General features: G+C 59.3%; 21 protein-coding genes and 1 pseudogene. 11 read left to right on the top strand and 11 right to left on the bottom strand.

Going from position 1 to position 23,918, the window contains the following annotated elements; translation table 11 throughout:
• Positions 1-162 precede the first annotated feature (162 nt).
• The 7 genes from ntrB (at position 163) to PYR65_RS24095 (ending at position 9,411) form a co-directional block, all read left to right on the top strand.
• Positions 163-1,056 carry a nitrate ABC transporter permease gene (ntrB, locus tag PYR65_RS24065; protein ID WP_276121271.1) on the top strand — a complete coding sequence of 298 codons (894 nt, stop codon included), beginning with the start codon at positions 163-165 and terminating at the stop codon, positions 1,054-1,056.
• 12 nt (positions 1,057-1,068) lie between these two features.
• Positions 1,069-1,866 carry an ABC transporter ATP-binding protein gene (locus PYR65_RS24070; protein ID WP_276121272.1) on the top strand — a complete coding sequence of 266 codons (798 nt, stop codon included), beginning with the start codon at positions 1,069-1,071 and terminating at the stop codon, positions 1,864-1,866.
• 5 nt (positions 1,867-1,871) lie between these two features.
• Positions 1,872-4,322 carry a nitrite reductase large subunit NirB gene (gene nirB / locus PYR65_RS24075; protein ID WP_276121273.1) on the top strand — a complete coding sequence of 817 codons (2,451 nt, stop codon included), beginning with the start codon at positions 1,872-1,874 and terminating at the stop codon, positions 4,320-4,322.
• A 5-nt stretch (positions 4,323-4,327) separates the two neighbouring features.
• The gene (gene nirD, locus PYR65_RS24080; protein ID WP_276121806.1) at positions 4,328-4,663 is read left to right on the top strand and encodes a nitrite reductase small subunit NirD; all 336 of its coding nucleotides are present in this window, start codon (positions 4,328-4,330) and stop codon (positions 4,661-4,663) included.
• A gap of 311 nt (positions 4,664-4,974) precedes the next feature.
• Entirely contained in the window at positions 4,975-7,632 is a 2,658-nt protein-coding gene (locus PYR65_RS24085; RefSeq protein WP_276121274.1) for a nitrate reductase, read from the top strand.
• Positions 7,604-9,094: a siroheme synthase CysG gene (gene cysG, locus PYR65_RS24090; RefSeq protein ID WP_276121275.1), complete on the top strand. Its 1,491-nt coding sequence runs from the start codon at positions 7,604-7,606 to the stop codon at positions 9,092-9,094. Before PYR65_RS24085 ends, cysG begins: the two co-directional genes overlap by 29 nt.
• Entirely contained in the window at positions 9,091-9,411 is a 321-nt protein-coding gene (locus PYR65_RS24095; RefSeq protein ID WP_276121276.1) for a hypothetical protein, read from the top strand. Before cysG ends, PYR65_RS24095 begins: the two co-directional genes overlap by 4 nt.
• A 16-nt stretch (positions 9,412-9,427) precedes the next feature.
• Here PYR65_RS24095 and PYR65_RS24100 read toward each other — a convergent pair whose 3' ends face one another.
• The 9 genes from PYR65_RS24100 to PYR65_RS24140 form a co-directional block, all read right to left on the bottom strand.
• Positions 9,428-9,859: a type II toxin-antitoxin system VapC family toxin gene (locus tag PYR65_RS24100; RefSeq protein ID WP_276121277.1), complete on the bottom strand. Its 432-nt coding sequence runs from the start codon at positions 9,857-9,859 to the stop codon at positions 9,428-9,430.
• Positions 9,856-10,110, bottom strand: a complete 255-nt coding sequence (locus PYR65_RS24105; protein ID WP_276121278.1) for a FitA-like ribbon-helix-helix domain-containing protein — start codon at positions 10,108-10,110, stop codon at positions 9,856-9,858. Before PYR65_RS24105 ends, PYR65_RS24100 begins: the two co-directional genes overlap by 4 nt.
• Positions 10,111-10,268: 158 nt before the next feature.
• The gene (locus PYR65_RS24110) at positions 10,269-10,598 is read right to left on the bottom strand and encodes a cupin domain-containing protein (protein WP_276121279.1); all 330 of its coding nucleotides are present in this window, start codon (positions 10,596-10,598) and stop codon (positions 10,269-10,271) included.
• Between the two features lie 11 nt (positions 10,599-10,609).
• Positions 10,610-11,365, bottom strand: a complete 756-nt coding sequence (gene kduD, locus PYR65_RS24115) for a 2-dehydro-3-deoxy-D-gluconate 5-dehydrogenase KduD (RefSeq protein ID WP_276121280.1) — start codon at positions 11,363-11,365, stop codon at positions 10,610-10,612.
• Positions 11,362-12,204, bottom strand: coding sequence for a 5-dehydro-4-deoxy-D-glucuronate isomerase (gene kduI / locus PYR65_RS24120; RefSeq protein WP_276121281.1), 843 nt, complete (start codon positions 12,202-12,204; stop codon positions 11,362-11,364). The genes kduD and kduI overlap by 4 nt, the downstream gene beginning before the upstream one ends.
• 31 nt (positions 12,205-12,235) lie before the next feature.
• Positions 12,236-12,973 carry an ATP-binding cassette domain-containing protein gene (locus tag PYR65_RS24125; protein ID WP_060636901.1) on the bottom strand — a complete coding sequence of 246 codons (738 nt, stop codon included), beginning with the start codon at positions 12,971-12,973 and terminating at the stop codon, positions 12,236-12,238.
• Positions 12,973-13,920: an ABC transporter permease gene (locus PYR65_RS24130; protein WP_060636903.1), complete on the bottom strand. Its 948-nt coding sequence runs from the start codon at positions 13,918-13,920 to the stop codon at positions 12,973-12,975. The genes PYR65_RS24125 and PYR65_RS24130 overlap by 1 nt, the downstream gene beginning before the upstream one ends.
• 144 nt (positions 13,921-14,064) lie before the next feature.
• Positions 14,065-15,015: a sugar ABC transporter substrate-binding protein gene (locus tag PYR65_RS24135; RefSeq protein WP_060636619.1), complete on the bottom strand. Its 951-nt coding sequence runs from the start codon at positions 15,013-15,015 to the stop codon at positions 14,065-14,067.
• 124 nt (positions 15,016-15,139) lie between these two features.
• Entirely contained in the window at positions 15,140-16,654 is a 1,515-nt protein-coding gene (locus PYR65_RS24140; RefSeq protein ID WP_276121807.1) for an aldehyde dehydrogenase family protein, read from the bottom strand.
• A gap of 143 nt (positions 16,655-16,797) precedes the next feature.
• On the opposite strand from PYR65_RS24140, the gene PYR65_RS24145 reads away from it, so the two are divergent.
• A complete protein-coding gene (locus PYR65_RS24145; protein WP_276121282.1) occupies positions 16,798-17,481 on the top strand; it encodes a GntR family transcriptional regulator in 684 nt (227 codons plus the stop codon).
• Between the two features lie 138 nt (positions 17,482-17,619).
• Here PYR65_RS24145 and PYR65_RS24150 read toward each other — a convergent pair whose 3' ends face one another.
• Entirely contained in the window at positions 17,620-17,769 is a 150-nt protein-coding gene (locus PYR65_RS24150; RefSeq protein ID WP_162252633.1) for a hypothetical protein, read from the bottom strand.
• Between the two features lie 366 nt (positions 17,770-18,135).
• On the bottom strand, positions 18,136-20,217 hold the full coding sequence (locus PYR65_RS24155; protein ID WP_276121283.1) for a carboxy terminal-processing peptidase: 2,082 nt from the start codon (positions 20,215-20,217) through the stop codon (positions 18,136-18,138).
• A 363-nt stretch (positions 20,218-20,580) separates the two neighbouring features.
• Here PYR65_RS24155 and PYR65_RS24160 point away from each other — a divergent pair.
• The 3 genes and pseudogenes from PYR65_RS24160 (at position 20,581) to PYR65_RS24170 (ending at position 23,914) form a co-directional block, all read left to right on the top strand.
• Positions 20,581-21,683 (top strand): annotated as a pseudogene (locus PYR65_RS24160) (IS3 family transposase).
• A gap of 243 nt (positions 21,684-21,926) precedes the next feature.
• Complete coding sequence (locus PYR65_RS24165) at positions 21,927-22,943, top strand: polysaccharide pyruvyl transferase family protein (RefSeq protein WP_276121284.1); 1,017 nt, start codon at positions 21,927-21,929, stop codon at positions 22,941-22,943.
• A complete protein-coding gene (locus PYR65_RS24170) occupies positions 22,940-23,914 on the top strand; it encodes a hypothetical protein (protein WP_276121285.1) in 975 nt (324 codons plus the stop codon). The genes PYR65_RS24165 and PYR65_RS24170 overlap by 4 nt, the downstream gene beginning before the upstream one ends.
• Positions 23,915-23,918 lie beyond the last annotated feature (4 nt).

A 23,918-nucleotide genomic window follows, 5' to 3' on the forward strand; every position in this document is an offset into this window, starting at 1 on the left:
TGCGGGCACTGCCCCTCACCCTAGCCTTCTCCCCGCACGCGGGGAGAGGGGACGACGCAACGAGCCGCTTCCTCCTTCGCCTCGCGTGCGGGGAGAAGGTGCCCGCAAGGGCGGATGAGGGGCTCACCAACACAGCCGGATTCACGATCGAGGACGAAGACGATGACAGCAGCTGCCCATAAAGAACGCCCAACAATACTGCCGGCAATATCCAAAAACGGTCAGGTCATCGCCCTGCCCGGCAGGCCCACCGCAAAATTCAACGCCGGAAAAATGGCAACCGCAATGGCGCGCAACGTCGTGCCGCCGCTGGTCGTTCTCGCCGTTCTCATGGCCGTCTGGCAGGTTCTCTGTTCGGAGGTGGGCGCGACGCTGCCGCCGCCATCGCAGGTCTGGCAGGAAAGCTACGACCTGATCGCCTATCCGTTTTTCAACTACGGATCGCAGGATATCGGCCTTGGCTGGCGTGTGCTGATCTCGCTGCAACGGGTCGCCTATGGCTTCGGCCTCGCCGCCGTCACCGGCGTCCTCGTCGGCGCGCTGATCGGCCAGTCGATCTGGGCGATGCGGGGTCTCGATCCGATCTTCCAGATCCTGCGCACCGTGCCGCCGCTCGCCTGGCTGCCGCTATCGCTGGCCGCATTCCAGGATTCCAACCCGTCGGCGATCTTCGTGATCTTCATCACCTCCATCTGGCCGGTGATCATCAACACCGCCGTCGGCGTGCGCAACATCCCGCAGGATTACCGCAACGTCGCCAAGGTGCTGTGTCTCAACCAGGTCGAGTTCTTCTTCAAGATCATGCTGCCCTCTGCCGCTCCTTACATCTTCACGGGTCTGCGCATCGGCATTGGCCTCTCCTGGCTCGCCATCGTCGCGGCGGAAATGCTGACCGGCGGCGTCGGCATCGGTTTCTTCATCTGGGATGCGTGGAACTCGTCGCGCCTGCCCGACATCATCGTCGCGCTGGCCTATATCGGCGTCGTCGGGTTCATCCTCGACAAGCTGGTTTCGGCTGTCGGTACCATCGTCACGCGCGGCGCCTCGGCAGCTTAAGGAGCATCGATCATGGACACCTATCTCAAGCTCGACCATATCGACAAATATTTCGACCGGGCGGGCAGCCGCACCGAGGTCCTCAAGGGCATCAACCTGACGATCGCCAAGGGCGAGTTCGTCTCCATCATCGGCCATTCCGGCTGCGGAAAGTCGACATTGCTCAATCTCATCGCCGGGCTGACGCCGGTCTCGGCGGGCGCTGTGCTTCTCGAAAACCGCGAGGTCAATGCGCCGGGCCCCGAACGCGCCGTCGTCTTCCAGAACCACAGCCTTCTGCCCTGGCTGACCGTCTATGAGAACGTCAATCTCGCCGTCTCCAAGGTGTTCGGCCGCAGTAAAACGAAGACGGAGCGTCATGACTGGGTCATGGCCAATCTCGATCTCGTGCAGATGGCCCATGCCAAGGACAAACGACCTTCGGAAATCTCAGGTGGCATGAAACAGCGCGTCGGCATTGCCCGCGCGCTTGCCATGGAGCCGAAGATCCTGTTGCTCGACGAGCCCTTCGGCGCGCTCGATGCATTGACCCGCGCGCATCTGCAGGACGCGGTGATGGACATTCATCTTCGGCTTGGCAACACCATGCTGATGATCACCCACGATGTCGATGAGGCGGTGCTCCTGTCCGACCGGATCGTGATGATGACCAATGGCCCGGCAGCCTCCATCGGCGAGGTGCTCGACGTGCCGATCGCCCGGCCCCGCGCCCGCATCGAGCTGGCCTCGGACCGGACCTATCTCAAATGCCGCGAGGCCGTGCTGAAATTTCTCTACGAGCGTCACCGCTTCGTCGAAGCTGCGGAGTAACCGGAATGACCCAGAAACTCGTTATCATCGGCAATGGCATGGCACCCGGCCGCATGCTGGAGCACCTGCTCGAACAGGCACCGGGGAAATATACGGTCACGATCTTCAACGCCGAACCGCGCGTCAACTATGACCGCATCATGCTCTCGCCCGTGCTGTCGGGCGAAAAGACCTATGAGCAAATCGTCATTCACGGCGACGGCTGGTATATCGAGCATGGCATCACGCTCTACAAAGGCCACCGGATCGTTGCGATTGATCGCGCGGCCAAGTCGGTCACCTCCGACCATGGCGTCACCGAAAGCTACGACAAGCTGGTGATCGCCACCGGCTCCACCCCCTTCATCATTCCGGTTCCCGGCAAGGACCTTCCGGGCGTCATTACCTATCGCGACATCGACGATGTGCAAGCCATGCTGCTCGCCGCCCAGTCGCGCGAAAAAGCCATCGTTATCGGTGGCGGTCTTTTGGGTCTTGAGGCGGCGGCGGGCCTCAATTCCCGTGGCATGGACGTCACCGTTCTGCATGTCACGCCCACCCTGATGGACCGCCAGCTTGATCCGGCCGCCGGTTATTTGCTGCAGCGTGCGCTTGAGGACCGTGGCATCAAGGTTATCTGCAAGGCCAACACGAAAGCCATCATCGGCAATGGAAAGGTCGAGGGTATCGAACTCGACAACGGCACGATCATCCCGGCGACCCTCGTCGTCATGGCCGTGGGCATCCGGCCCAGCGCCGGACTAGCGAAAGAGGCCGGTCTTGCGGTCAATCGCGGCATCGTTGTCGATGCCGGCATGCAGACCTCCGATGGTGATATCCTGGCGCTCGGCGAATGCGCCGAGGTCGATGGCATGGTCTATGGTCTCGTTGCGCCGCTTTACGAAATGGCCCGTATTGCCGCGTCGCATCTGGCCGGCGACCGCACCCCCGCCTTCGTGCATTCCGACACGCCAACCAAGCTGAAAGTCACCGGCATCAATCTGTTTTCGCTTGGCGATTTCGCAGAAGGCGAGGACCGCGACGAGATCGTGCTGCGCGACGCCACCGCCGGTGTCTACAAGCGGCTGGTGCTGAAGGATAACCGTATCATCGGGACCGTGCTCTACGGCGAAACGGCCGATGGCGCCTGGTTCAACGACCTGAAGAAGAAAGCCACCGATATCTCCGAAATGCGCGAAACGCTCATTTTCGGCCAGGCCTACCAGGGAGGGTCACCGCTGGACCCTACGGCGGCCGTTGCAGCCTTGCCGGATGATGCGGAAATCTGCGGCTGCAACGGCGTCTGCAAGGGCAAGATCACCACGGCGATCACCGGCAAGGGGCTGACCTCGCTCGACGACGTCCGCGCCCATACCAAGGCGTCGGCCTCCTGCGGCTCGTGCACCGGGCTGGTCGAGCAGCTGATGACGATCACGCTGGGCGATGCCTATAATCCAAAGGCCGTTCAACCGATGTGCGGCTGTACGGAGCTCGGTCACGACGATGTGCGCCGCCTGATCAAGGCAAAGGGCTTAAAGACCATTCCGGCTGTCATGCAGGAACTGGAGTGGAAGACCTCCTGCGGCTGCGCCAAATGCCGCCCGGCGCTCAACTATTACCTCGTCTGCGACTGGCCCGATGAATATGCCGACGACTACCAGTCGCGCTTCATCAACGAACGTGTCCACGCCAATATCCAGAAGGACGGGACCTATTCGGTGGTTCCGCGCATGTGGGGCGGCGTGACCAATGCCGGCGAGCTGCGCGCGATTGCCGACGTCGTCGACAAGTTCGAGATCCCCCTGGTGAAGGTGACGGGCGGGCAGCGCATCGACCTTCTCGGCATCGAGAAGGAGGACCTGCCGGCCGTCTGGGCCGATCTCGGCAAGGCCGGCTTCATCTCCGGCCAGGCCTATGCCAAGGGTCTGCGCACGGTCAAGACCTGCGTGGGGTCCGACTGGTGCCGCTTCGGCACGCAGGATTCGACCGGGCTCGGCATTCGCATCGAAAAGTTCATGTGGGGTTCCTGGACACCGGCCAAGCTGAAACTCGCGGTCTCCGGCTGTCCGCGAAACTGCGCCGAGGCCACCTGCAAGGATATCGGCGTCATCTGCGTCGATAGCGGCTTCGAACTTCATTTTGCCGGTGCCGCCGGGCTCGACATCAAGGGCACCGAAGTGCTGGGCCTCGTCAAGACCGAGGATGAGGCGCTGCAATATATCGTGGCGCTCACCCAGATGTACCGCGAACAGGGCCGCTATCTCGAGCGCATCTACAAATGGGCAAAGCGCATCGGCCTCGATGAAATCCGCCGCCAGATCATGGGCGATGCCGGCAAGCGCCAGGCCTATTACGACCGTTTCGTCTTTTCGCAAAAATTCGCCCAGGTCGATCCCTGGTCGGAGCGTGTCTCCGGCAAGGACAAGCACGAATTCCGGCCGATGGCGACGGTCGGTTATCCGGAGGCTGCGGAGTGATGACGATGGACATGAACTGGATCGCGATCGGCGACATCACCGACATTCCACTGCGCGGCGCGCGCTGCGTGAAAACCCCGCAGGGCAAGATCGCCGTATTCCGCACCGCTGAAAACGAAGTCTTCGCCATCGAGGATCACTGCCCGCACAAGGGCGGGCCTCTCAGCCAGGGCATCGTCCACGGAACCGCCGTCACCTGCCCGCTGCACAATTGGGTCATCTCGCTTGAAACCGGCAAGGCTTTGGGTGCCGACCAGGGCGAGGTCCGGACCATCCGGGTGCGTAACGACCATGGTGCGTTATTCATCGCGCTTGAGAGTTTGATGATGGCGGCGGAATAGGCGCATGATGGAGTTTGCGGCACGAAAATTGGACCGAGGTTTCGTCCTGGCGTCCTCTTCTCCCCAGCGGGGAGAAGGTGGCCCGCAGGGCCGGATGAGGGGGGCCGAAGGCCACCTCTGTCTGGCTCCGGCTTCGCCGAAGCCCCCCTCATCGCCTCGCATCCGCTCGGCACTTCTCCCCGCTGGGGAGAAGAGGGATCTCGACGCTTTTGCCCTGGATCGAAAACACGAAAGTGCGCGACGCGATGCGAATAGGGCACATGGCGGGGTAACACATAGCGATCTCGCAACCCCGCAGCGGAACATTCTCTATGTCCACTGAAACCCGGACCACCTGCCCCTATTGCGGCGTCGGCTGCGGCGTCATTGCCAAAATCGACGGCGCAGGCAAAGTCAGCGTCAAGGGCGACCCCGATCATCCCGCCAATTTCGGACGGCTCTGTTCCAAGGGTTCGGCACTCGCCGAAACCATCGATCTCGATGGCCGTATCCTTCACCCGCAGGTGGACGGCCAACGGGCAAGCTGGGACGACGCGCTCGACCGTGTTGCCTCTCGCTTCTCGCAAACCATTGCCAGGCACGGGCCGGACTCGGTTGCCTTCTATGTCTCCGGCCAGCTGCTGACGGAAGATTATTATGTGGCCAACAAGCTGATGAAGGGCTTTATCGGCTCGGCCAATATCGACACCAACTCGCGCCTTTGCATGTCGTCCTCCGTCGCCGGTCACAAGCGCGCTTTCGGCGCCGATACCGTTCCCGGCACTTATGAGGATATCGAACTTGCCGATCTGGTGATCCTCACCGGGTCCAACCTCGCCTGGTGTCATCCCGTCATCTACCAACGTCTTGCCGCAGCCAAGGCCGCCCGGCCCGGCATGAAGATCGTCGTCATCGATCCGCGCCGCACCATGACAGCCGATATTGCCGACCTGCACCTGGCGATCCGCCCGGATGGCGACGTGGCGCTGTTCATGGGCCTTCTCGCCCACCTTACCGGCACGGCAGCGATCGACCAGAACTATATCGGCAAGCATACGAATGGCTTTGCTGAAGCATTCGCGGCCGCCTCGCCGCTCAGCATTGCCAGCCTGATGGAGCTGACCGGCCTGCCATCCATGCAGCTTCGGCAGTTCTACCGGTTGTTCGAGGAGACCGAAAAGGTCGTCACCTGCTACAGCCAGGGCGTCAATCAGTCCGCATCCGGCACGGACAAGGTCAATGCCATCATCAATTGCCATCTGGCGACGGGCCGTATCGGCCGGCCCGGCATGGGGCCGTTTTCGCTGACCGGCCAGCCGAATGCGATGGGCGGACGCGAAGTTGGCGGGCTTGCCAATATGCTCGCGGCCCACATGGCCATCGAAAACCCTGAGGACTGCGGCCGCGTTCAGCGCTTCTGGGCATCACCGGTAATCGCCCGCAAACCCGGCCTCAAGGCCGTCGATATGTTCCGCGCTGTCGCCGATGGCCGGATCAAGGCCCTGTGGATCATGGCGACCAACCCGGTTGTCTCAATGCCGGATGCCGATGCGGTCGCGGCTGCGCTCGCCGCCTGCCCCTTCGTCGTCGTCTCCGATGTGCTTGAGAAAACCGATACGGCGCAATACGCGCATGTGCTTTTGCCCTCGCTTGGCTGGGGCGAAAAGGATGGAACGGTCACCAATTCCGAACGCCGCATCTCCCGTCAGCGCGATTTTCTCTCAGCACCCGGCGAAGCCAAGGCCGACTGGTGGCAGATGGCCGAAGTCGGCCGCCGCATGGGTTTTGCCGGCGCCTTTTCTTTTTCATCCGCCGCCGCCATCTTTGCCGAACATGCAGCGCTTTCAGCCTTTGAAAACGGCGGCAGCCGCGATTTCGATATTGGCGCCCATGCGCAATCCAACGATGAATCCTACGATGCGCTGATGCCGTTCCAATGGCCGCAGCCGCGAGGCACGACGGCGAAGGAGACGCGCTTCTTCCGCGATGGCGGCTTTTATCACGCCGATGGTAAGGCGCGTTTCATTGCCGTTCATGCACCCGTCACAGATCGAACCAGCGCAGGCTTGCCTTTCACGCTCAACACGGGCCGCATCCGCGACCAGTGGCACACGATGACGCGCACGGGAAAGAGCGCGCGCCTGTCTGCGCATATCGCCGAGCCCTTCGCCGAAATCCATCCCCGCGATGCCATGGAGATGGGCATCACCAGCGCTGCACTGGTCGAGATCGAAAGCCCCTATGGCAAGGCCGTGGTGCGCGCCCTCGTCACCGACCGGCAGGCGCGCGGAAGCCTGTTCGTGCCGATGCACTGGAATGGCCAGTTTTCTGCCAAGGCCAGGATCGACGCCGTCGTCGCCCCGGTCACCGACCCCGTTTCCGGCCAGCCCGCCTCCAAGAACATCGCTGTTGCCGCGCGGCCTTTTGCAGTCTCTCACTATGGTTTTGCGGTTTCCGCAATCAAGCCGCAGCATCCGGATAGCGCCTATTGGGCGCTGGCAAAGGCGGACGGCGGCTGGCGCATCGAACTCGCTTTTGACACGGCGCCGCAGGATTGGTCGGAATGGTGCCGGATGCAGTTCAACATTCCCGCCCATATCGAGCCGCTCGGCTATGCCGATGCGCAGTCCGGCGATCTGCGCCTGGCCTTCTTTGACGGAGACCGGCTGGCAGCCGCTCTGTTTGTTGCGCGCGAACCGGTTGCCGTTGCCCGCAACTGGGCGATCGAACAACTGACGGTTTCCCACAGCGAAATCGGCAAGCGCTTTGCGGTTGTGGCCGGCCGGCCGGGTGCAGGCCGCATGGATCCCGGCGCCACTGTCTGCTCCTGCTTCAGCGTCGGCATCAACCAGATCGTCGCTGCCGTTCGCAGCGGTTGCCATAGCGTTGAAGCCGTCGGCCGGGACTTGAACGCCGGAACCAATTGCGGCTCCTGCCGCGCGGAAATCAGGGGGATCATCGATGGATGTCTTGCAGCTGCTGCCGAATAACCGCACCCCTGCCCGCATGCCGCCGCTCGCCACGCTGCCGGTCTTCTGGGCGCTTGCCGGCAAGCGCGCCATTATCGCCGGCGGTTCGGACGCGGCGGCCTGGAAGGCCGAGCTCCTCTTCGCTTGCGGTGCTGACGTTCATGTCTATGCCGAAGAACTGAGCGACACGTTCGTGGAGATCATCAACCGGGGCGCCGATGCGGGCGAAGGCCGGCTGTTTCATCACGATAGCGCATGGTCGCCGCAGGTCTTTGACGGCGCTGCAATCGCCATTGCCGATTGTGAGGACGACGCGGCCGCTGCCGACTTCTTTGAGGCAGCCTGCACGGCCGGGGTTCCCGTCAATATCATCGACAAGCCCAGATACTGCCAGTTCCAATTCGGGTCGATCGTCAACCGGTCGCCTGTCGTCGTCGCCATCTCGACCGATGGGGCGGCGCCGATCCTGGCACAGGCCATCCGCCGCCGGATCGAAACGCTCTTGCCGCCATCGTTGAAGTCATGGGCAGCGCTGGCGCATAACTTGCGCGCGAAAGTCAATGAACGGCTCAAACCCGGAGCGCCGCGCCGTGCCTTCTGGGAAAGTTTTGTCGATCGCGCCTTTGGCCCGGCTCCGGACGCTGGCATCGAAGATGATCTCCTGACAGTCGCCAGCGGCTTAGGCGCTGCAGAAAATTCATCCACCGGCCGCGTCACACTCGTTGGCGCAGGCCCCGGCGATGCCGAGCTCCTGACGTTGAAAGCGGTGCGGGCCCTACAGGCTGCCGACGTCATCCTGTTCGACGATCTCGTGTCCAGCGACGTCCTGGAACTTGCCCGGCGCGAGGCAAAGCGTCTGCTGGTGGGAAAACGCGGCGGCCGGACAAGCTGCAAGCAGGAAGATATCAACGCCATGATGATTTCGCTCGCCAAGGCAGGCAAGCGCGTCGTCAGGCTGAAATCCGGCGACCCGATGATCTTCGGGCGCGCCGGAGAAGAAATCGCCTCTCTGGAAAAAGAGGGCATCCCGGTAGACATCGTACCCGGGATTACATCCGCGAGCGCCATGGCCGCACGGCTGAAGGTGTCACTGACCCATCGCGACCATGCCCAGGCAGTCCAGTTCGTCACCGGCCACTCCCGCTCCGGCCACCTGCCCGCCAATCTCGACTGGCAACATCTTGCAAAGCCCGCGACCACGACGATCTTCTACATGGGTGGCCGCACAGCAGGCGAGATCAGCGCGCGGTTGCTTGCGGCGGGGATGGACGGGAACACTCCAGCCGTCATCATGAGCGCCGTGACAGGCAGCGACGAAACGCAATGGGCCGGCACACTCGACACGATGGCAGAGGCCATGACGCTTATCGGCGTCGAGAACCCTGTGCTGATTGGGGTCGGCCGTGTGTTTTCGAAAGCAGGCCGATCGACGGCGATGATGTCGAACCCCTCGCAACCGATAAAAATTCGGAGGCGCGGATGATGGCGACGAATATCCTGGCCGCCCTCTCGCTCAGCTTGGCCATCGCGCTCAGTTGGAGCCGGTTTCGCCCGATTTTCTCGCCGTCCACTGGTGTTGAAATCTTGCGCGCACCGGCAACAACCCTGGCAAGTGCAATCTGCCTCAGCGCTCTGGGGTTGGCATTCAACGACGCGACAATCGGCGCGGGTGGGTTGATTGTCGTATTGGGCTTCCTCTTGCCCTTTGTCCTTGCGAGGATTCCGGTGCGCACCTCAACGGAGGTCTCGTTGAGCTTAGCGAGTGTTTTACTGATGTTTCATATCTGGATCGCGGGATAGATCCGGGTCGTGGCGGTCAACTTAATTGCTGTAGGATCCAAGGGTTGATCACCTTCAACCCAGCAGCCTCGAAAGGATTGATGTCGCGGGTTGCGACCGCAAGACGGTTTTCTGCTGCCGTGGCTGCAATATATCCATCGGCCTCGCCGATCGCCTTACCGGACAACCGAGCGCGCACCATCAGTTCCGAATAAAACTGCGACGTGGCAACGCCAAAAGGCAGGATACGCCCCGCAAAATGCGGAAGCACTTCGACCTCCAGGCGATCACGGAGAATAGTTTGCCGTTTCCCAGCGGGCATGGCGGCGATCCCAAAACGCAGTTCGGCAATTGTTATCGCTGAGATAAACAGCGTCTCAACTGCTTGCGCGTCCAGCCAGGCGACCACTGTCTCGTCAGGGGCCGGTTTCCAAGGCTCCGATATCACGTTGGTATCAAGCAAGATCATTCGAATGTCATAGGCTCGGCGGGTGCCTTACCGCGGTTTTGCTGTAGCACTTCAACATCGGTGTCAGAAAGCTCCGCGTCACGGCCGATGGCCGCCAGTAAAGACCCGAGTTTGACACGCTCAGCGGGACGAACAGCCGCTTCAATAATGTCCCTGATTTCCGCCTCGGTGCTTCGGCCATGGTGAGCTGCTCGCACCTTTAAAGCGCGATGCGTTTCCTCGGACAGATTGCGAATGATAACAGCCGGCATTGATATCACCTCGAAAGAACGATAGCTTTGATATCAAAATATACATTATGATATCGCTTTTCAAGGAGGTGGAATTTGTGGCCGCTGCTTGCCAAAGCTGAAATGCCGGCCTCGCTCGGCGAACCGTTCGAGCGCTGACAAGTGCAGCCGAAGACAGACTACAAAAAATCGTCCCGTCTGGGCGTGAACGTGTCGATCAGCAATCCCTCCTCAAGCGCCACGACGCCATGGACGAGGTTTGGTGCGACGATAAAGCTGCTGCCGGTGGGCAGTGTGGTGGTTGTGCCATCGACCGTCACTTCGAAAACGCCCTTGGCCACGTAGCTGACCTGCGTATGCGGGTGGGAATGCAGGGCGCCGATGGCGCCCTTGTCGAAGCTGAAGGCAACGAGCATCAGTTCGGGCCGGTGCGAGAGAACGGCGCGGCGGTTGCCGGGGGAGGGTTCCGTCCAGATGAGGTTTTCCGGTAATGTGATGTGCTCAGGCATTGGTTTCTCCGTCATCGTGCCAGCCATCCGCCATCGACCGGAAGGACAGTGCCGTGCACATAGTCCGAGGCGTGCGAGGCGAGGAAAACGGCGGCGCCCGCCATATCATCCGCCCGAGCCCAGCGTCCGGCCGGAATGCGCTTGAGGATATCGGCATTGCGTTCGGCGTCTGCCCGCAGTGCCGTGGTATTGTTGGTCTCGACATAGCCGGGGGCGATGGCGTTGACGTTGATGCCATGCGCTGCCCATTCATTGGCCATCAATCGCGTCAGCCCGGCAAGGCCGCTTTTTGCGGCGGTATAGGATGCCACCCGAATGCCGCCCTGGAACGACAGGAGGGAGGCGATGTTGATGATCTTGGCGGGGAGCTTTTGCGCCATTGCCACCCGTGCAAAGGCCTGGCAGAGAAAGAATGCCGATTTGAGATTGGTGTCCATCACGGCATCCCAATCCTCCTCGGTGAAATCGATCGTATCGGCGCGTCTGATAATCCCCGCATTATTGACCAGAATATCGGGAGATTGCCGGATGGCGCAGGCATCCGCGATGACGGCGCGCACCTCGTCCATCCTGGAGAGATCGGCCAGAAGCGGGTGAAACACCCGGCCGGCAGTGGTGACGAGATCAGCGGTTTCGTCCATCGGCGAGCGTCCGACGCCAATAATGTCGGCGCCCGCATTGGCAAGGCCCACGGCGATCGCCTGGCCGATGCCCGTGTTTGCGCCGGTGACGATGGCGCAGCGGCCGGAAAGATCGAACGGGTTCATCTCAGGCTTTCCATCGGAACCTTGTCCATGTCGGTAAAGCTCATATTATCGCCGGCCATCGCCCAGATGAAGGAGTAGCGTCCGGTGCCGGCACCGGAGTGGATGGACCACCCCGGCGACAGCACCGCATCAAGGTTTTTCAGCACGAGGTGCCGCGTTTCATGCGGTTCACCCATAAAATGGAAGATGCGGGTCGCCTCATCCATGCCGAAATAGAGATAAACCTCCATGCGCCGGTCATGCACATGCGCGGGCATGGTGTTCCAGACGGAACCGGGCTCGAAGATCGTCAGGCCAACCAGAAGCTGGCAGCTCTCGCAGACGTCCGGATGCACATACTGGTTGATCGTCCGGGCATTGGCTTCCTCGGCCGAGCCGGTACGCACCTTCTTTGCCATGTCGAGCGTGATCAGCACGGTCGGGCAGACGCGGTGTGCCGGGGCACTCAGCAGATAAAATGCGGCGGGGTTATTGGGATCGTCGCTGCGAAACGATAGCGTCCCCTGCCCCATGCCGACATAGAGTGCGTCCTGAAACCCCAGCGGATACTCGGCACCCCCGGCCGTTACCGTGCCCTTGCCGCCGATGTTGAGAATGGCCGCTTCGCGCCGTTCGAGGAACTGGCTGGTGCCGGTTTCCTTGACTTCGTCGATGACAAGCGTTTGCTCCACAGGCACGATGCCGCCGGCGATCATCCGGTCAAGATGGCTGTAGGTGAGATTGATCTGGCCTTTGGAAAAAAGCCCCTCGATGAGGAAGCCTTCGCGCAGGCCTTTCGTATCGCGCCGGGCGGTGTCTTCTGGTCCGACGACCTGGCGCACGTTTACGGAAATTGTCACGGCATTTGCCTCTTGGCTTTGAAGGAAAGGGTCAGGTGAGGACGACATATTCGGTGAGCTGGCTGATGCTGGTATCGGCCTTTTGCACATCGAATACCTTGGTCCCGTGGCTCATGATCACGAACCGGTCGCAGACCTGGTAGGCGTGATAGAGATTGTGCGTCACCAGCACGCTCGACACGCCCTCGGCCTTCAGCTTCAGCACCTGCGCCAGAAGGGCCTCGGTTTCGCGCACCGACAAAGCCGAGGTCGGCTCGTCAAGCAGCAGCACCCGCCGCTTGAAGAAGACGGCACGCGCGATGGCGACGGCCTGCTTCTGGCCGCCGGAGAGGTCGCCCACCAGTTTGTCGGGAGAATCAATGCCGGAAATATGGACGGCCTTTTCCAGCACCTCCATGGCGATGTCGCGCATCTCCCCCTGTTTCAGGAAGCCGAACGCATTGGTGCGCTCGCGTCCCATGAAGATGTTGCGGGTGATGGAGAGCGAATCCACCAGGGCCGTGTTCTGGTAGATCGTTTCGATCCCGGCATCGGCGGAATCGGACCGGCAGGTAAACACCGCCCTTTGGCCATCGACGCTCAAGTGGCCGGAGGTCGGCTTGTGGATCCCCGATATCAGGTTGACCGTGGTCGATTTGCCGGCGCCGTTATCGCCGAGAAGGCCGACGACTTCATTGGGACCAATGTGGAAACTGAGGTCGCGCAGCGCCGTCAATGCGCCAAAGCTCTTGGAGATATTGTGCAGTTCGAGAAGATTGGGTGCGGACATCATGCAGCCCCCCGGCGTTCGATGAGATGGTTGAAGGCGGCCGCGACCACGATCAGCGTGGCGATGAACATGTCGAGATAGAAGCCCGGGGCCCTGAGCAGCAGCAGCACATCGGTGATGGTGTGGATCAGCATGACGCCGAGGAAGATCCCGATGATCGAGCCGCGCCCGCCGCGCAATGAAAGCCCGCCGATGACGCAGGCGGCGATCGCCTGGAGTTCCAGCCCCGCCCCCTGCCCTGGCTGAACGCTGCCGACGCGCGCCGTGGCGATGATGCCGGCAACAGCCGCCATGCCGCCGGCAATGGCAAAGGCGATCATCTTGACGCGATCGGTGTTGATGCCGATGGCGGTCGCCGCAGCGGGGTTGCCACCGGTCGCAAAGACATGATTGCCGAACCTGTGACGGTGCAGCAGCAGGTAAAAGCCGATGACGAACAGCACGATCCAGATGAAGGCGGCGTTGATGCCGAAGATCGTCCCGGCAAACAGGCTGGTAAAGGCAGGCTCCGGATCGAACCGGACCTGGACGGCGCCATTATAGAGCAGCACCGCACCGCGCCAGAACAGCAGTCCCCCGAGCGTCACGATGAAGGACGGCAGGCCGAAGCGCAGCGTGATCGTACCGTTGAGAAGTCCGATCATCACGCCGAGCAGAATGCCGAGCGGCGCGGCAATGAACGCGCTCATGCCGCCATCGACGAGGCTTGCCATCAGGACGGCCGTCAACGTGTAGACCGAGCCGATCGACAGGTCGAATTCACCGGCGATCATTAGGATACCCGCGCCGAGCGCCAGGCAGCCGAGCACCGGAATGGCCTTCATCAGGATCGTCAGGTTCTGCGGCGACAAATAGCGGAAGTCGTCGGGATAGGCGAGCGCGCCAACGATGCAGACGATCTGCAGGGTCGCGAAGACCAGGAGAATGGCTCCGGCCGGCATCGTCATGATCTGCTTCAGCAGCGATTGTTTTTTCGTGCGCGATTTTGGCACGGTACTGTCGGTCATGGCATAGGTCACTGTCATCACTCTGTTCCAGGGATCGCGATGACCTTCCAGCTGGTGGCCGGAAGGTCTCTCAGGCGAAACGCGCTAGCGGTAGCTGCCGATCAGCGGCTTGACCGAGCTGATGCGCGACTTGTCGAGGAAGGCGCCCTGGCCCGTATCGACATCGGTGGGCGTCAGACCATATTTCTTGGCCAGTGCGATCTGGGCGATGGGATAGTAGCCCTGCAGATAGGGCTGCTGGTCCATCGTTGCGAACATGGCGCCCGATTCCACGGCATTGACGATTTCCACCGCCAGATCGAACCCGCCAAAAGGAATATCGATGCCGGCATCCTTGATGGCGCCGGCGCCGACGGTCGAGGTGACCGATCCGGTGCCGAACAGCGCCTTGACGGTGGGGTTGGCGATCAGAAACTGGGCAATGATATTCTGCGCCTCGGCGGGATCGAGCCCGGAGCGCACCGTTTCCACCTTGATGCCCTTCTCCTTCATCGCTTTTTCGATGCCGCCGCCACGGGCGACAGCGAATGAGGCTTCTGGAATTTCGCGCGGATTGAAGACGACATCGCCTTCCTTCAGGCCGAACTGCTCGATCATGCGGTTGCCGAGCTCGTAACCGGAGGCGAATTCATCCATGCCGACATAGGCCTGGCGGCAATTGCCCTTGGCGCCATCGAGGTCGTCATTGTTGAAACCGATGACGATGATGCCTGCCTTGACGGCAGCGCAAATGCTGGCGTCGAACGCATCCGACGAAGAAATGGCAACAGCAATGCCATCGACGCCGCTCACTGTGGCGCTTTCGATCAGGTCGTTCTGGCGCACCGGATCGTTGTTGGCATATTGCACGTCGAGATCGACGCCGAACTGGGCGGCGGCATCTTGTGCGCCTTTGACGACCGGGTTAAAGAACTGGACACTCGGATCGAGGTAGATGATCATCGTCGCCTTGACATCGGCCGCCACGGCGGTGGATGTGAAAGCCATAGCTGCGCATGCCGCAAGCATTGCGGTTTTCAGTCTGGTCAATTTCATTTGCGTATCCTCCCTTTGGATGTGCAATCGGGGTCGAAAGACCCATGTCCCGGCTGGCGGGCTCCGACCAAAGATCGCGCCAGCCGGGATACTCCTCCTCTGCCTCAGATGCCGGTGAGCATGCTCACCGGAACCAAGGATCCGGCCGGCCCAAGGTCACGTGAATGCCCTTGAACTGCGAATATTCGTCGAAACCGTAGCGGCCGAGCTCCCGTCCGAGACCACTCTTCTTGTAGCCGCCGATCGGCAATTCAGGCGCACCGTCGATGACGCTGTTGATCCAGCAGCGCCCCGCGCGGATACGCCGGATGCTTTGCAGCGCGTTTTCGAGATTGGTAGACCAGACGCTGGCCGACAGGCCGAATTCCGAGGCGTTGGCCAAGGCGACTGCCTCATCGGCCGTCTTGAATGTCAGCGTGGACAGAACCGGACCGAAAATCTCCTCGCGGGCAATCGACATATCGGCCGTGACGCCAGAAAACACGGTCGGCGCGTAGTAGAGGCCCGAGCCCTCCCCGACCCGCATGCCGCCGAGCAGCAATTCGGCCCCGTCCGCCTGTCCCGCCTCGACATAGGAATGGACCTTGGCGGCATGAGCCTCCGAGATCATCGCACCGATCCTCGTGCGCTCGTTCAACGGATCACCGAAGGTCACCTTGCGGGAGATGTCGAGCAGGCGCTCCATCAGCGCATCGCGGATGCCCTCCTGAACGAGAAGCCGGCTTCCCGAGATGCAGCATTGGCCGGCATTGTGGTAGACGCCATAGGCGATGCCGTCGGCGGCCGCGTCAAGGTCCGCATCTGCAAAAACGATCTGCGGCCCCTTGCCACCCAGTTCCAGGCCAACGCGCTTGACGCTGCGGGCGGCGATCTCGCCGAGTTTCGTTCCAACCCTGACCGAGCCGGTGAAGGCGATCATATCGGTGCCCGGATCTTCCGCCAGGATTTGGCCCGCCGGATCGCCGTAACCGGTGACGACATTGAAGACGCCGTCGGGAATGCCCGCTTCGCGCGCCAGTTCCGCCATCCGGATCGAGGTGCCGGAGGTGAATTCGGATGGCTTCAGCACCACCGTGCAACCGCCGCCAATCGCCCAAGGCACGCGCTCGGAGGCGATGATGAAGGGAAAGTTCCATGGCGTGATGATGCCGACGACGCCGACCGGCTCCCTCAGCACGAGGCCGAGACGATTGTCGCCGATATTGTTGTGGGTCTGGCCTTCCAGCGCACGGGCCTGACCTGCCGCATATGACCAGAGATCGGCGCAGAAGGTGATTTCGCCGCGCGCCTGCGCGATCGGCTTTCCAACCTCCAGGCTCTCGATCAGCGCGATCTCTTCGACATTGGCGAGAATAAGCTCGGCGGTCTTGAACATCAGCCGCGACCGCTCGGCACCCGACATGCGCGGCCAGGGACCGGTATCGAAGGCGCGGCGGGCGGCAGCGATGGCGGCGCGGACGTCATCCGCAGACGCGTCAGGCCATGTGCCGACAACGATGCCGGCATGGCCGGGGCTGACGCGATCGATGGTTTTGCCCGACTGCGCGTCGACAGACTTGCCATCGACAAGCATCCGGTAGCGGGATTTACTCTGTAGCCGCGGATCATTAGAATCGGGCGCTATGAAATTGTTCTGTATCGTCATCAACCAACCGGGATATCCGTCCCGGCTCCTCCATTCCGGCCCGGCGTATCGAGCGCCGCGCTTGTGTTACCGCTAATGTGTATGGTACTGTATGGTGGTTATAAACGGATGTCAACGAGACAGCGGCGGCGAAAAGCATGAACCTTGAAACATTGAAGATCGAGACCGGGGAAACCACGGCGGCGCAGGTCGAACGCGATCTGCGCGAGGCCATCATCCGGCTGGACCTCGCCCCCGGCTCGCGCCTCTCCGAACAGGAAATCGCGTCCCGTCTCGGCGTGTCGCGACAGCCGGTCCGCGAAGCGCTGATCGCTCTTGGAAAATCGAAATTGGTGGAGATCCGCCCCAATCGCGGCACGGTGGTCGTCCGGATATCAGCCCGTCAAATGATGGAGGCGCGTTTCGTGCGCGAGGCGATCGAAGTGGCTGTGGCCCGCCGTGCCAGCGAAAGCTTCGACACATGGACACGCCGGAAGATCGACAGCATCCTGCTGCGCCAGAAGATGGCCGCGACCGATCACGACCACAATGCATTCCGGCGGGAGGATGAGCAGTTTCACATCGCAATCGCGGAAGGTGCGGGCTGCGGTCTCGCCTGGAATGCGATTTCCGATATCAAGGCGCATATGGACAGGGTCTGCAACCTGCAACTTCGCAACCCCACCTCGATGAACAATCTCATCGAGCAGCATGAAAAGATCGTCACCGCGATCGACGCCAGAAACGCCGATGCCGCCGCTGACGCCATGCGGGCGCATCTCAACGGCATCTTGAACGACCTGCCGCAAATCGAATCCGATAACCGCGAGCTGTTCGAATAGCGGAATTGACCCAGCGGCCACTTCGGAATCCAACGCATGCAGCGTCGGCACACGCACTGTCCTTGAAGGTAGGAACCTGACGCCCCACCGCTTCCTGTGACGGCTATACGCGGTACACCCTGTCGCCTTGTGGAACAGTTACGCTGCTTTTTTTGCCTTCGCGGATGCCGGCTGGCCTTCCCGGGCCTCCACCAGGGCCATCTCGATGAGATAGCCGAGCATCTGGTCGCCGTTCACCTTGGCGAGAATCTTTGCACTTTCAAGCAGATCGACGATTGTATTTGCCATAATCAACTCCTCTTTCGGATGTTGAAAGCCTGGCCTTGCATCCTTAACGAAACCCTAATGGAGCACCCGTGATTTCCTGCAGTGGATGCGCCATTTTTGGGGAGGATGCGGCGCGGCTGGCAACTCTTCCGGACGCGACTTGCCAAGAGATGGGCCTTGACCGGCCGATGGCGGAGGCCACCAAGCGGCGTTCCTGACCGGACCGGGGCGCAATCCACCCCAGTCTTTCTCCTCCCAGGAAGTATCATCGCACGCCGTCGCTTGCAGAGCCGCCTCTGCGGGGCCGTCGATCCATATTCCAGCCAGAGCACAAGCTCACAAAACGCAATACGTCTGTCTCCGGTGGTTAGCGTCACCCGTGACGGCCTATTGCATGCTTTGCTGCAAGTCCGCCCCATCGGCAAGAATGGCTGCCGCCTCGTTCAGCAAGACATCCTTGGCATTCTTGCGGGCATTTTCCAGGGCAAGATCGGCGCTGAGGCTACGCTCGTCCGCCTGCAGCCCATCATCTTCACTCAGGTTGACGCCATCATTGATCTGCGCGCGCGCCTTCGAACGCGCTGCCTGAGCGGCCAGTTCGTTGCGGCGCTCGGTCAGATTGAGCGAGATGAAGCCCTTTTCCCGCTGCGCTTTCAGCTCGTCAATATCCTCCACGAAACGCTGGAAATCCGGGTCGGTTCGCACCCGTTCATCATGGCGGCTTTGCAACTTTGGCAGCAGCGCCGCGATATTGCCGGAAGGCGCATAGCTGACCGGCTTGATCTGCGTCCATGGCAGCGCGTTGTCGAAGCTTGCTTCACCAAAGCTTTTCAGATCCGAAAGACCAGGCAGGCTGATATCGGGCGTCACGCCACGCAGCTGTGTCGTGCCGCCATTCACCCGGAAAAACTGGGCAATCGTCACTTTCAACTCGCCAAATTTCGGCTTGCTGTTGCGGGCCGCCTTATCAAGATTGATCACGGTCTGAACCGTTCCCTTGCCGAAACTTGGCTCGCCGACAATCACGCCACGGCCATAGTCCTGAATGGCTGCGGCAAAGATTTCGGATGCCGAGGCCGAGCCGCGATTGATCAGCACACTGACAGGCCCGGTCCAGGCGGGCTTTGAAAGATCATCTCTTCCCACCTCGACCCGGCCGTCGGCGCCGCGCTGCTGAACCACCGGTCCTTTGCCGACGAACAGGCCCGTCAATTCAATCGCCTCGCTCAACGACCCGCCGCCATTGTTGCGCAGATCGATGACGACGCCCTCGACGTCGTCCTGCTTCAGTTCACCCAGCAGCTTGGCCACGTCGCGGCTTGCACTTCTATACTCCGGGTCACCCTTCTGCCGTGCCTCGAAATCCTCGTAAAACACCGGAAGCGTGATCACCCCGATCTTGCGCGTCGCCTCGCCGTCCTTGACGGGCAGGATCGCCTTCCTGGCCGCCTGCTTGTCGAGGCTGATTTTGTCGCGCTTCAGGCTGATGACGCGGTGGCTGGCATCCGGCCCGGCATCCGCAGGCAGGATATCCAACCGGACGACACTATCCTCCTTGCCCCGGATCATCTGCACGACTTCATCCAGGCGCGTGCCCACCACTTCCTTGATCGGACCGTCCTCGCCCTGACCGACACCGGTAATGCGGTCACCGACCATCAGCTTGCCGGACAGCTGCGCCGGGCCGCCCGGCACCAGTTCGCGGATCGTCGTATAGTCGTCGCGCTCCTGCAGGACAGCACCGATACCCACCAGCGACAGCTTCATGGAAATATCGAATTCCGCCGCCGCGCGCGCGCCAAAATAGTCGGTGTGCGGGTCAACCGACGTGGTGTACGCGTCCATGAACGACTGGAAGACATCCTCGCTCTTGTACTTGAAGGCGCGCTCGAGGGAATTCTGATAGCGTTTGCCAAGCGTATCGCGAATAACCGCATCGGTTTTCCCCGCCAGCTTCAGCCGCAGCCAGTCGCCCTTGACGCGTTTGCGCCAGAGATCATCACTTTCGGCCTCCGTTTGCGGCCAGGGCGCGTCCTCGCGCTCCAGCGCATAGACTTCCTGCACGCTGAAATCGAAATTCTGCTTCAGCAGATTGCGGGCATAGTCCATCCTGCCGGCCACACGCTGCCCATAGGTGTTGAAGATCGAGAACGGGATCTTCAGATCTTCCCGCTTGATGGCATCATCGATCTTCGTGCTGTCTGCCATGAACGTATCAATATCGGCCTGTAGAAACAGCACCCGGTCCGGATCGAGCGACTTGATGAACCGGTCCATGATCTTGGCCGAAAGGGCATCATCAAGCGGAACCGGCTTATACCCATACCGCGACAGAAACTGCGCACTGAAACGGGCAGCCTGCGCCTGCTCTTTCTGCGGCGCCAAAACAGGCGGCGACCCGGCATCCAGCGCGTAAGCCGAGGGCGCGAGAGCCAGGAAAATACAGAGCAAGCCAGATCGTATACGCATTCAGCTATCCAATTTTGAAACGTCGTGTCGTCGATAACGGAGGTTGGTGGAACAATTACGGCCTTTTGGCAACGAAAGAAACGTTTGCCTCGATGCATCGGTTTATTCGCCGACAACTCTGAAGCGCCGGGCGGGGAGTTTCAACTCACTATACCGTGACAGCAAAAGGGGGTGGAGGGAGGGGATATCAATATTTCTACGAAACTCTTACATCTTGATTCCGACATCAGGTCCCACAGCGATGCAAGGAGATATCATCTTTTAGCAGCGAGGTAGTAAAGTTGCTCTGATCCCCAGAAACTGGACCGTTTTTGATTGGAGTATTCCGCGCTAGATTCCCGGCTGGGAACAGGAGCGGAAGTGATGAAAGCATCGAATTTTTCGGACGCCCAAAAGGCGTTCATTTTGAAACAGGGCTACGACGGCGTGCCGGTAGCGGAGATTTGCCGGAAGGCAGGGATCAGCCAGGCGACCTATTTCAGTTGGCGCAAGAAGTACGCTGGTCTGTTGCCCGACGAGATGCGTCGGCTGAAGGCTTTGGAAGACGAGAATGGCCGTCTGAAGAAGATTGTCGCGGACCTGACGCTGGACCGGGAGATGCTCCAGGATGTCATCCGCCGAAAGCTCTGAGGCCTGCCCGCAAGCGCAAGCTGATCGACGGGATGCTGGTGGATTGGGGCATATCGATCCGACGGGCCTGCAAGGTCCTCAAGTTCGACACCTCGACCTACCATTACAAGTCCCGCCGTGCCGGGCAGGCCCCTCTGGAAAGACGGATCAAGGAGATTTGCGAGGCGCGGGTGCGCTATGGATATAGGCGCGTCCATGTCCACTTGTGTCGCGACGGATGGAAAATCAACATGAAGAAGACACGTAGGATTTACAGTGAATTAGGCCTTCAGTTGCGCAACAAGCACCCAAAACGTCGGGTGAAGGCAAAGCTCATGGATGACCGCCAGGTCGCCGTTGGCCCGAACGATGTCTGGGCCATGGACTTCGTTCACGACCAGCTCGCAACCGGCAAGAAACTGCGCATCCTGACCGTAGTGGACACGCATTCGCTACTGCCCGGTCACTGACGCACGATTCACCTACCGGGGCGAGGGATGTCGTTCAGACGCTGGACCGTGTCTGTAAGAAGACCGGCTATCCCAAAACGATCAGGGTCGATAATGGCAGCGAGTTTATCTCCCGCGATCTGGACCTTTGGGCCTACGTCAGCAAGGTCACGCTTGACTTCTCGCGGCCAGGCAAACCGACCGACAATGGCTTCATTGAAGCGTTCAACAGCAAGCTGCGGGCCGAATGCCTGAACGCTCACTGGTTTCTGACCCTTGCGGATTCGCGCGAAAAGTTGGAGACTTGGCGTCGATACTACAATGAGGATTGTCCTCACTCGGCAATCGGATATCAACGTCCCGATTGCGATACATAATCCCGGTGGCGTCACCAGCCCGTCATCGTGATGAAAGCCCGGAAACTCTAATCCCCGGCGATCCAAGGTTTGGGCTCAGAGCAAAGGCTACTAGGAATACAACTATGATAATTTACTATTGGCTTCAGTTGCGCATGTTGGTAAACCTAGCACCCACAACCGTTTTGTACTTTGCCGGTGGCGCGCTGGATGTACGCGAACAGCACCTCACACAAGGCTCGTAGAGGATGAATAACCTTTGAATCTGGATTTACGCCCCCACCAGATATGTATCATGGGATGGTACAATCATCATAACTGCGGCGACGAAGCATTTAAACTTGTTCATAAAAACATGTTCACCGCAGATGTGCTGGGCGGGGCAAATCTGTGCTGGATCAACGAAAAATTCGTTCAAGCTGATGATGACTGCAGTTTCATCCTTGGTGCAGGTGATGTGGTAAAACCATTTTACGTTGATAAGCTGCCTGCTGGCAGCAGCTTTTATATCTATGGTGCCGGATTCTCTTGTGACGAAGACGCTCGCTACGCTATAGCAATTAAAGACCGCATCCGTGGAGCTTGGATGCGAAATAGAGCCGACGTAAGCATACTTCAATCTAACGGCGTGGATGCACACTATACTCCAGATATAATCTTCCAGTTAGGTGCAGGTGAAAAGTATAGCGGTAATCGTTTATCAGGATCAAAGAAGAAGGCTATTTGTTTTTTCTCAAACAATTCTTCACAAGAAGCATTGCGCAGTTCAGATTTGCATTTATACAATGACGAACTTTCTCGAAAAATAAAATTGTCACGAGCTTTTGATAGCTTAACCTCCTACTATGACTTCGAATTTTACCCCATGTCAGCTGACTGGAATGACTTCGACTCTGCGTACTCTTGCGACATTTACACAATGATTAGCAACCGCACCGGAGTGACCGTCCACCCTCCTTTGACTGATGCCGCAGAGGCACTCGCAATTTCCTCTAGTGCGGACCTTATTTTTTCTATGAAATATCATGGTCTTATATTTGCATGCCTTGCGGGAGTACCCTTTGTCGATATTGGTACCACACGCAAAAATCACTTGTTTTGTTTGGAAAACGATTTCACCGACGTCAGCCTAAGCCGCGACAATTTCACCACCGCAAATCTGTCTGCGGCAATTAAGGTTGCGGAATACCCTCCGTTTGTTGATAGAGTAAAGGCAGTTAGGGAGCGGCTGATCCGCGAGGCAAACGTACAAAAAGATATATTTCTAAAGACGATTATGACCCCACTTTTCCATTGGAACCGAGCGCGATGAAGATTCTCTTTTATGGGGGATGTCATGCTGCCGTCCTAAAACGCATTTTTGAGCAGTGGGCCGGAGGTCTGCACGCTTATGAATTACTGACTAACTATGAGATGATAGCTGCAGGAAGTCCATTTCCGTATGACCATGTTTCAAGCTTCGATGTAATAATATTTTCTCCCATAACGAATAAGGACGAATATAACACAGAAAACCTGGTTCAGTTCTGCCGGGAGAAACGCATTGACACAGTGTCTTTTCCTTGGTTGCAGTGGAATGGCTACTTCCCGTCTGCCGAAAAAAGAAACCTATTTAGCAGAAACTACTGGTATATTCCGGCTTCGATGAGCATCGATAATAATTCGAAATCTCTTGTCTTAGATAAGATGGCGATTACTACTGAGAGACTTATAGAACACGAGAGATCGTGTAACACCGATGTAAGAGTTTCTGCTTTCATCGCGGAGTATTACAAAGAGGTGCCTCTCTTCCTCACGCCTGATCATCCTACAAATATACTTTATCGCTTTGTCGCGCGCGAAATATCAAAGCGTTTAGAAATCCCGCTTAAACATGATTTTTTTCGGTATTCCCCGCCGTTCCAGCCCGAAATAGAGCTGCCTATCACGCAATTTGTGGCTGACGCTTTACAGCTCAAATTCCAATCTCCAGTCTACAAGCTTCAAGTTGACCATCTCCAGTTCTCATTAATTGAAGCTGAGTATGGAGATTTCTCAAGGTATACCGACGCGGACCTAGCAATATTTTCAGCGCGACGTACTACCAAGGTTTGGCGCTCGCTGGAGACAGTTGATGACGATATCAAAGACATTGAGGCATGTGAATCGTTTATTGGAGCTATCGTAGGGAAAGATGAAAATCGTGAAGTGTACTCTGTGCGAGTCATTTCTGGCCGCCACAGTGCACTTGCGAGTGGTACACATTTAAAAATTGCAAAAATTGATTGGGAAGTATTTTCCTAATCAG

The sequence above is a fragment of the Pararhizobium qamdonense genome (genome assembly GCF_029277445.1).
GTDB lineage: Bacteria > Pseudomonadota > Alphaproteobacteria > Rhizobiales > Rhizobiaceae > Pararhizobium > Pararhizobium qamdonense.

What these genes read in the sequence shown, in the direction of transcription:
- ntrB (WP_276121271.1), top strand. Translation starts at nt 163, where the DNA reads ATGACAGCAGCTGCCCATAAAGAACGCCCAACAATACTGCCGGCAATA.
- PYR65_RS24070 (WP_276121272.1), top strand. Translation starts at nt 1,069, where the DNA reads ATGGACACCTATCTCAAGCTCGACCATATCGACAAATATTTCGACCGG.
- nirB (WP_276121273.1), top strand. Translation starts at nt 1,872, where the DNA reads ATGACCCAGAAACTCGTTATCATCGGCAATGGCATGGCACCCGGCCGC.
- nirD (WP_276121806.1), top strand. Translation starts at nt 4,328, where the DNA reads ATGGACATGAACTGGATCGCGATCGGCGACATCACCGACATTCCACTG.
- PYR65_RS24085 (WP_276121274.1), top strand. Translation starts at nt 4,975, where the DNA reads ATGTCCACTGAAACCCGGACCACCTGCCCCTATTGCGGCGTCGGCTGC.
- cysG (WP_276121275.1), top strand. Translation starts at nt 7,604, where the DNA reads ATGGATGTCTTGCAGCTGCTGCCGAATAACCGCACCCCTGCCCGCATG.
- PYR65_RS24095 (WP_276121276.1), top strand. Translation starts at nt 9,091, where the DNA reads ATGATGGCGACGAATATCCTGGCCGCCCTCTCGCTCAGCTTGGCCATC.
- PYR65_RS24100 (WP_276121277.1), bottom strand. Translation starts at nt 9,859, where the DNA reads ATGATCTTGCTTGATACCAACGTGATATCGGAGCCTTGGAAACCGGCC.
- PYR65_RS24105 (WP_276121278.1), bottom strand. Translation starts at nt 10,110, where the DNA reads ATGCCGGCTGTTATCATTCGCAATCTGTCCGAGGAAACGCATCGCGCT.
- PYR65_RS24110 (WP_276121279.1), bottom strand. Translation starts at nt 10,598, where the DNA reads ATGCCTGAGCACATCACATTACCGGAAAACCTCATCTGGACGGAACCC.
- kduD (WP_276121280.1), bottom strand. Translation starts at nt 11,365, where the DNA reads ATGAACCCGTTCGATCTTTCCGGCCGCTGCGCCATCGTCACCGGCGCA.
- PYR65_RS24125 (WP_060636901.1), bottom strand. Translation starts at nt 12,973, where the DNA reads ATGTCCGCACCCAATCTTCTCGAACTGCACAATATCTCCAAGAGCTTT.
- PYR65_RS24130 (WP_060636903.1), bottom strand. Translation starts at nt 13,920, where the DNA reads ATGACGATGCCGGCCGGAGCCATTCTCCTGGTCTTCGCGACCCTGCAG.
- PYR65_RS24135 (WP_060636619.1), bottom strand. Translation starts at nt 15,015, where the DNA reads ATGAAATTGACCAGACTGAAAACCGCAATGCTTGCGGCATGCGCAGCT.
- PYR65_RS24145 (WP_276121282.1), top strand. Translation starts at nt 16,798, where the DNA reads ATGAACCTTGAAACATTGAAGATCGAGACCGGGGAAACCACGGCGGCG.
- PYR65_RS24150 (WP_162252633.1), bottom strand. Translation starts at nt 17,769, where the DNA reads ATGGCAAATACAATCGTCGATCTGCTTGAAAGTGCAAAGATTCTCGCC.
- PYR65_RS24155 (WP_276121283.1), bottom strand. Translation starts at nt 20,217, where the DNA reads ATGCGTATACGATCTGGCTTGCTCTGTATTTTCCTGGCTCTCGCGCCC.
- PYR65_RS24165 (WP_276121284.1), top strand. Translation starts at nt 21,927, where the DNA reads ATGGGATGGTACAATCATCATAACTGCGGCGACGAAGCATTTAAACTT.
- PYR65_RS24170 (WP_276121285.1), top strand. Translation starts at nt 22,940, where the DNA reads ATGAAGATTCTCTTTTATGGGGGATGTCATGCTGCCGTCCTAAAACGC.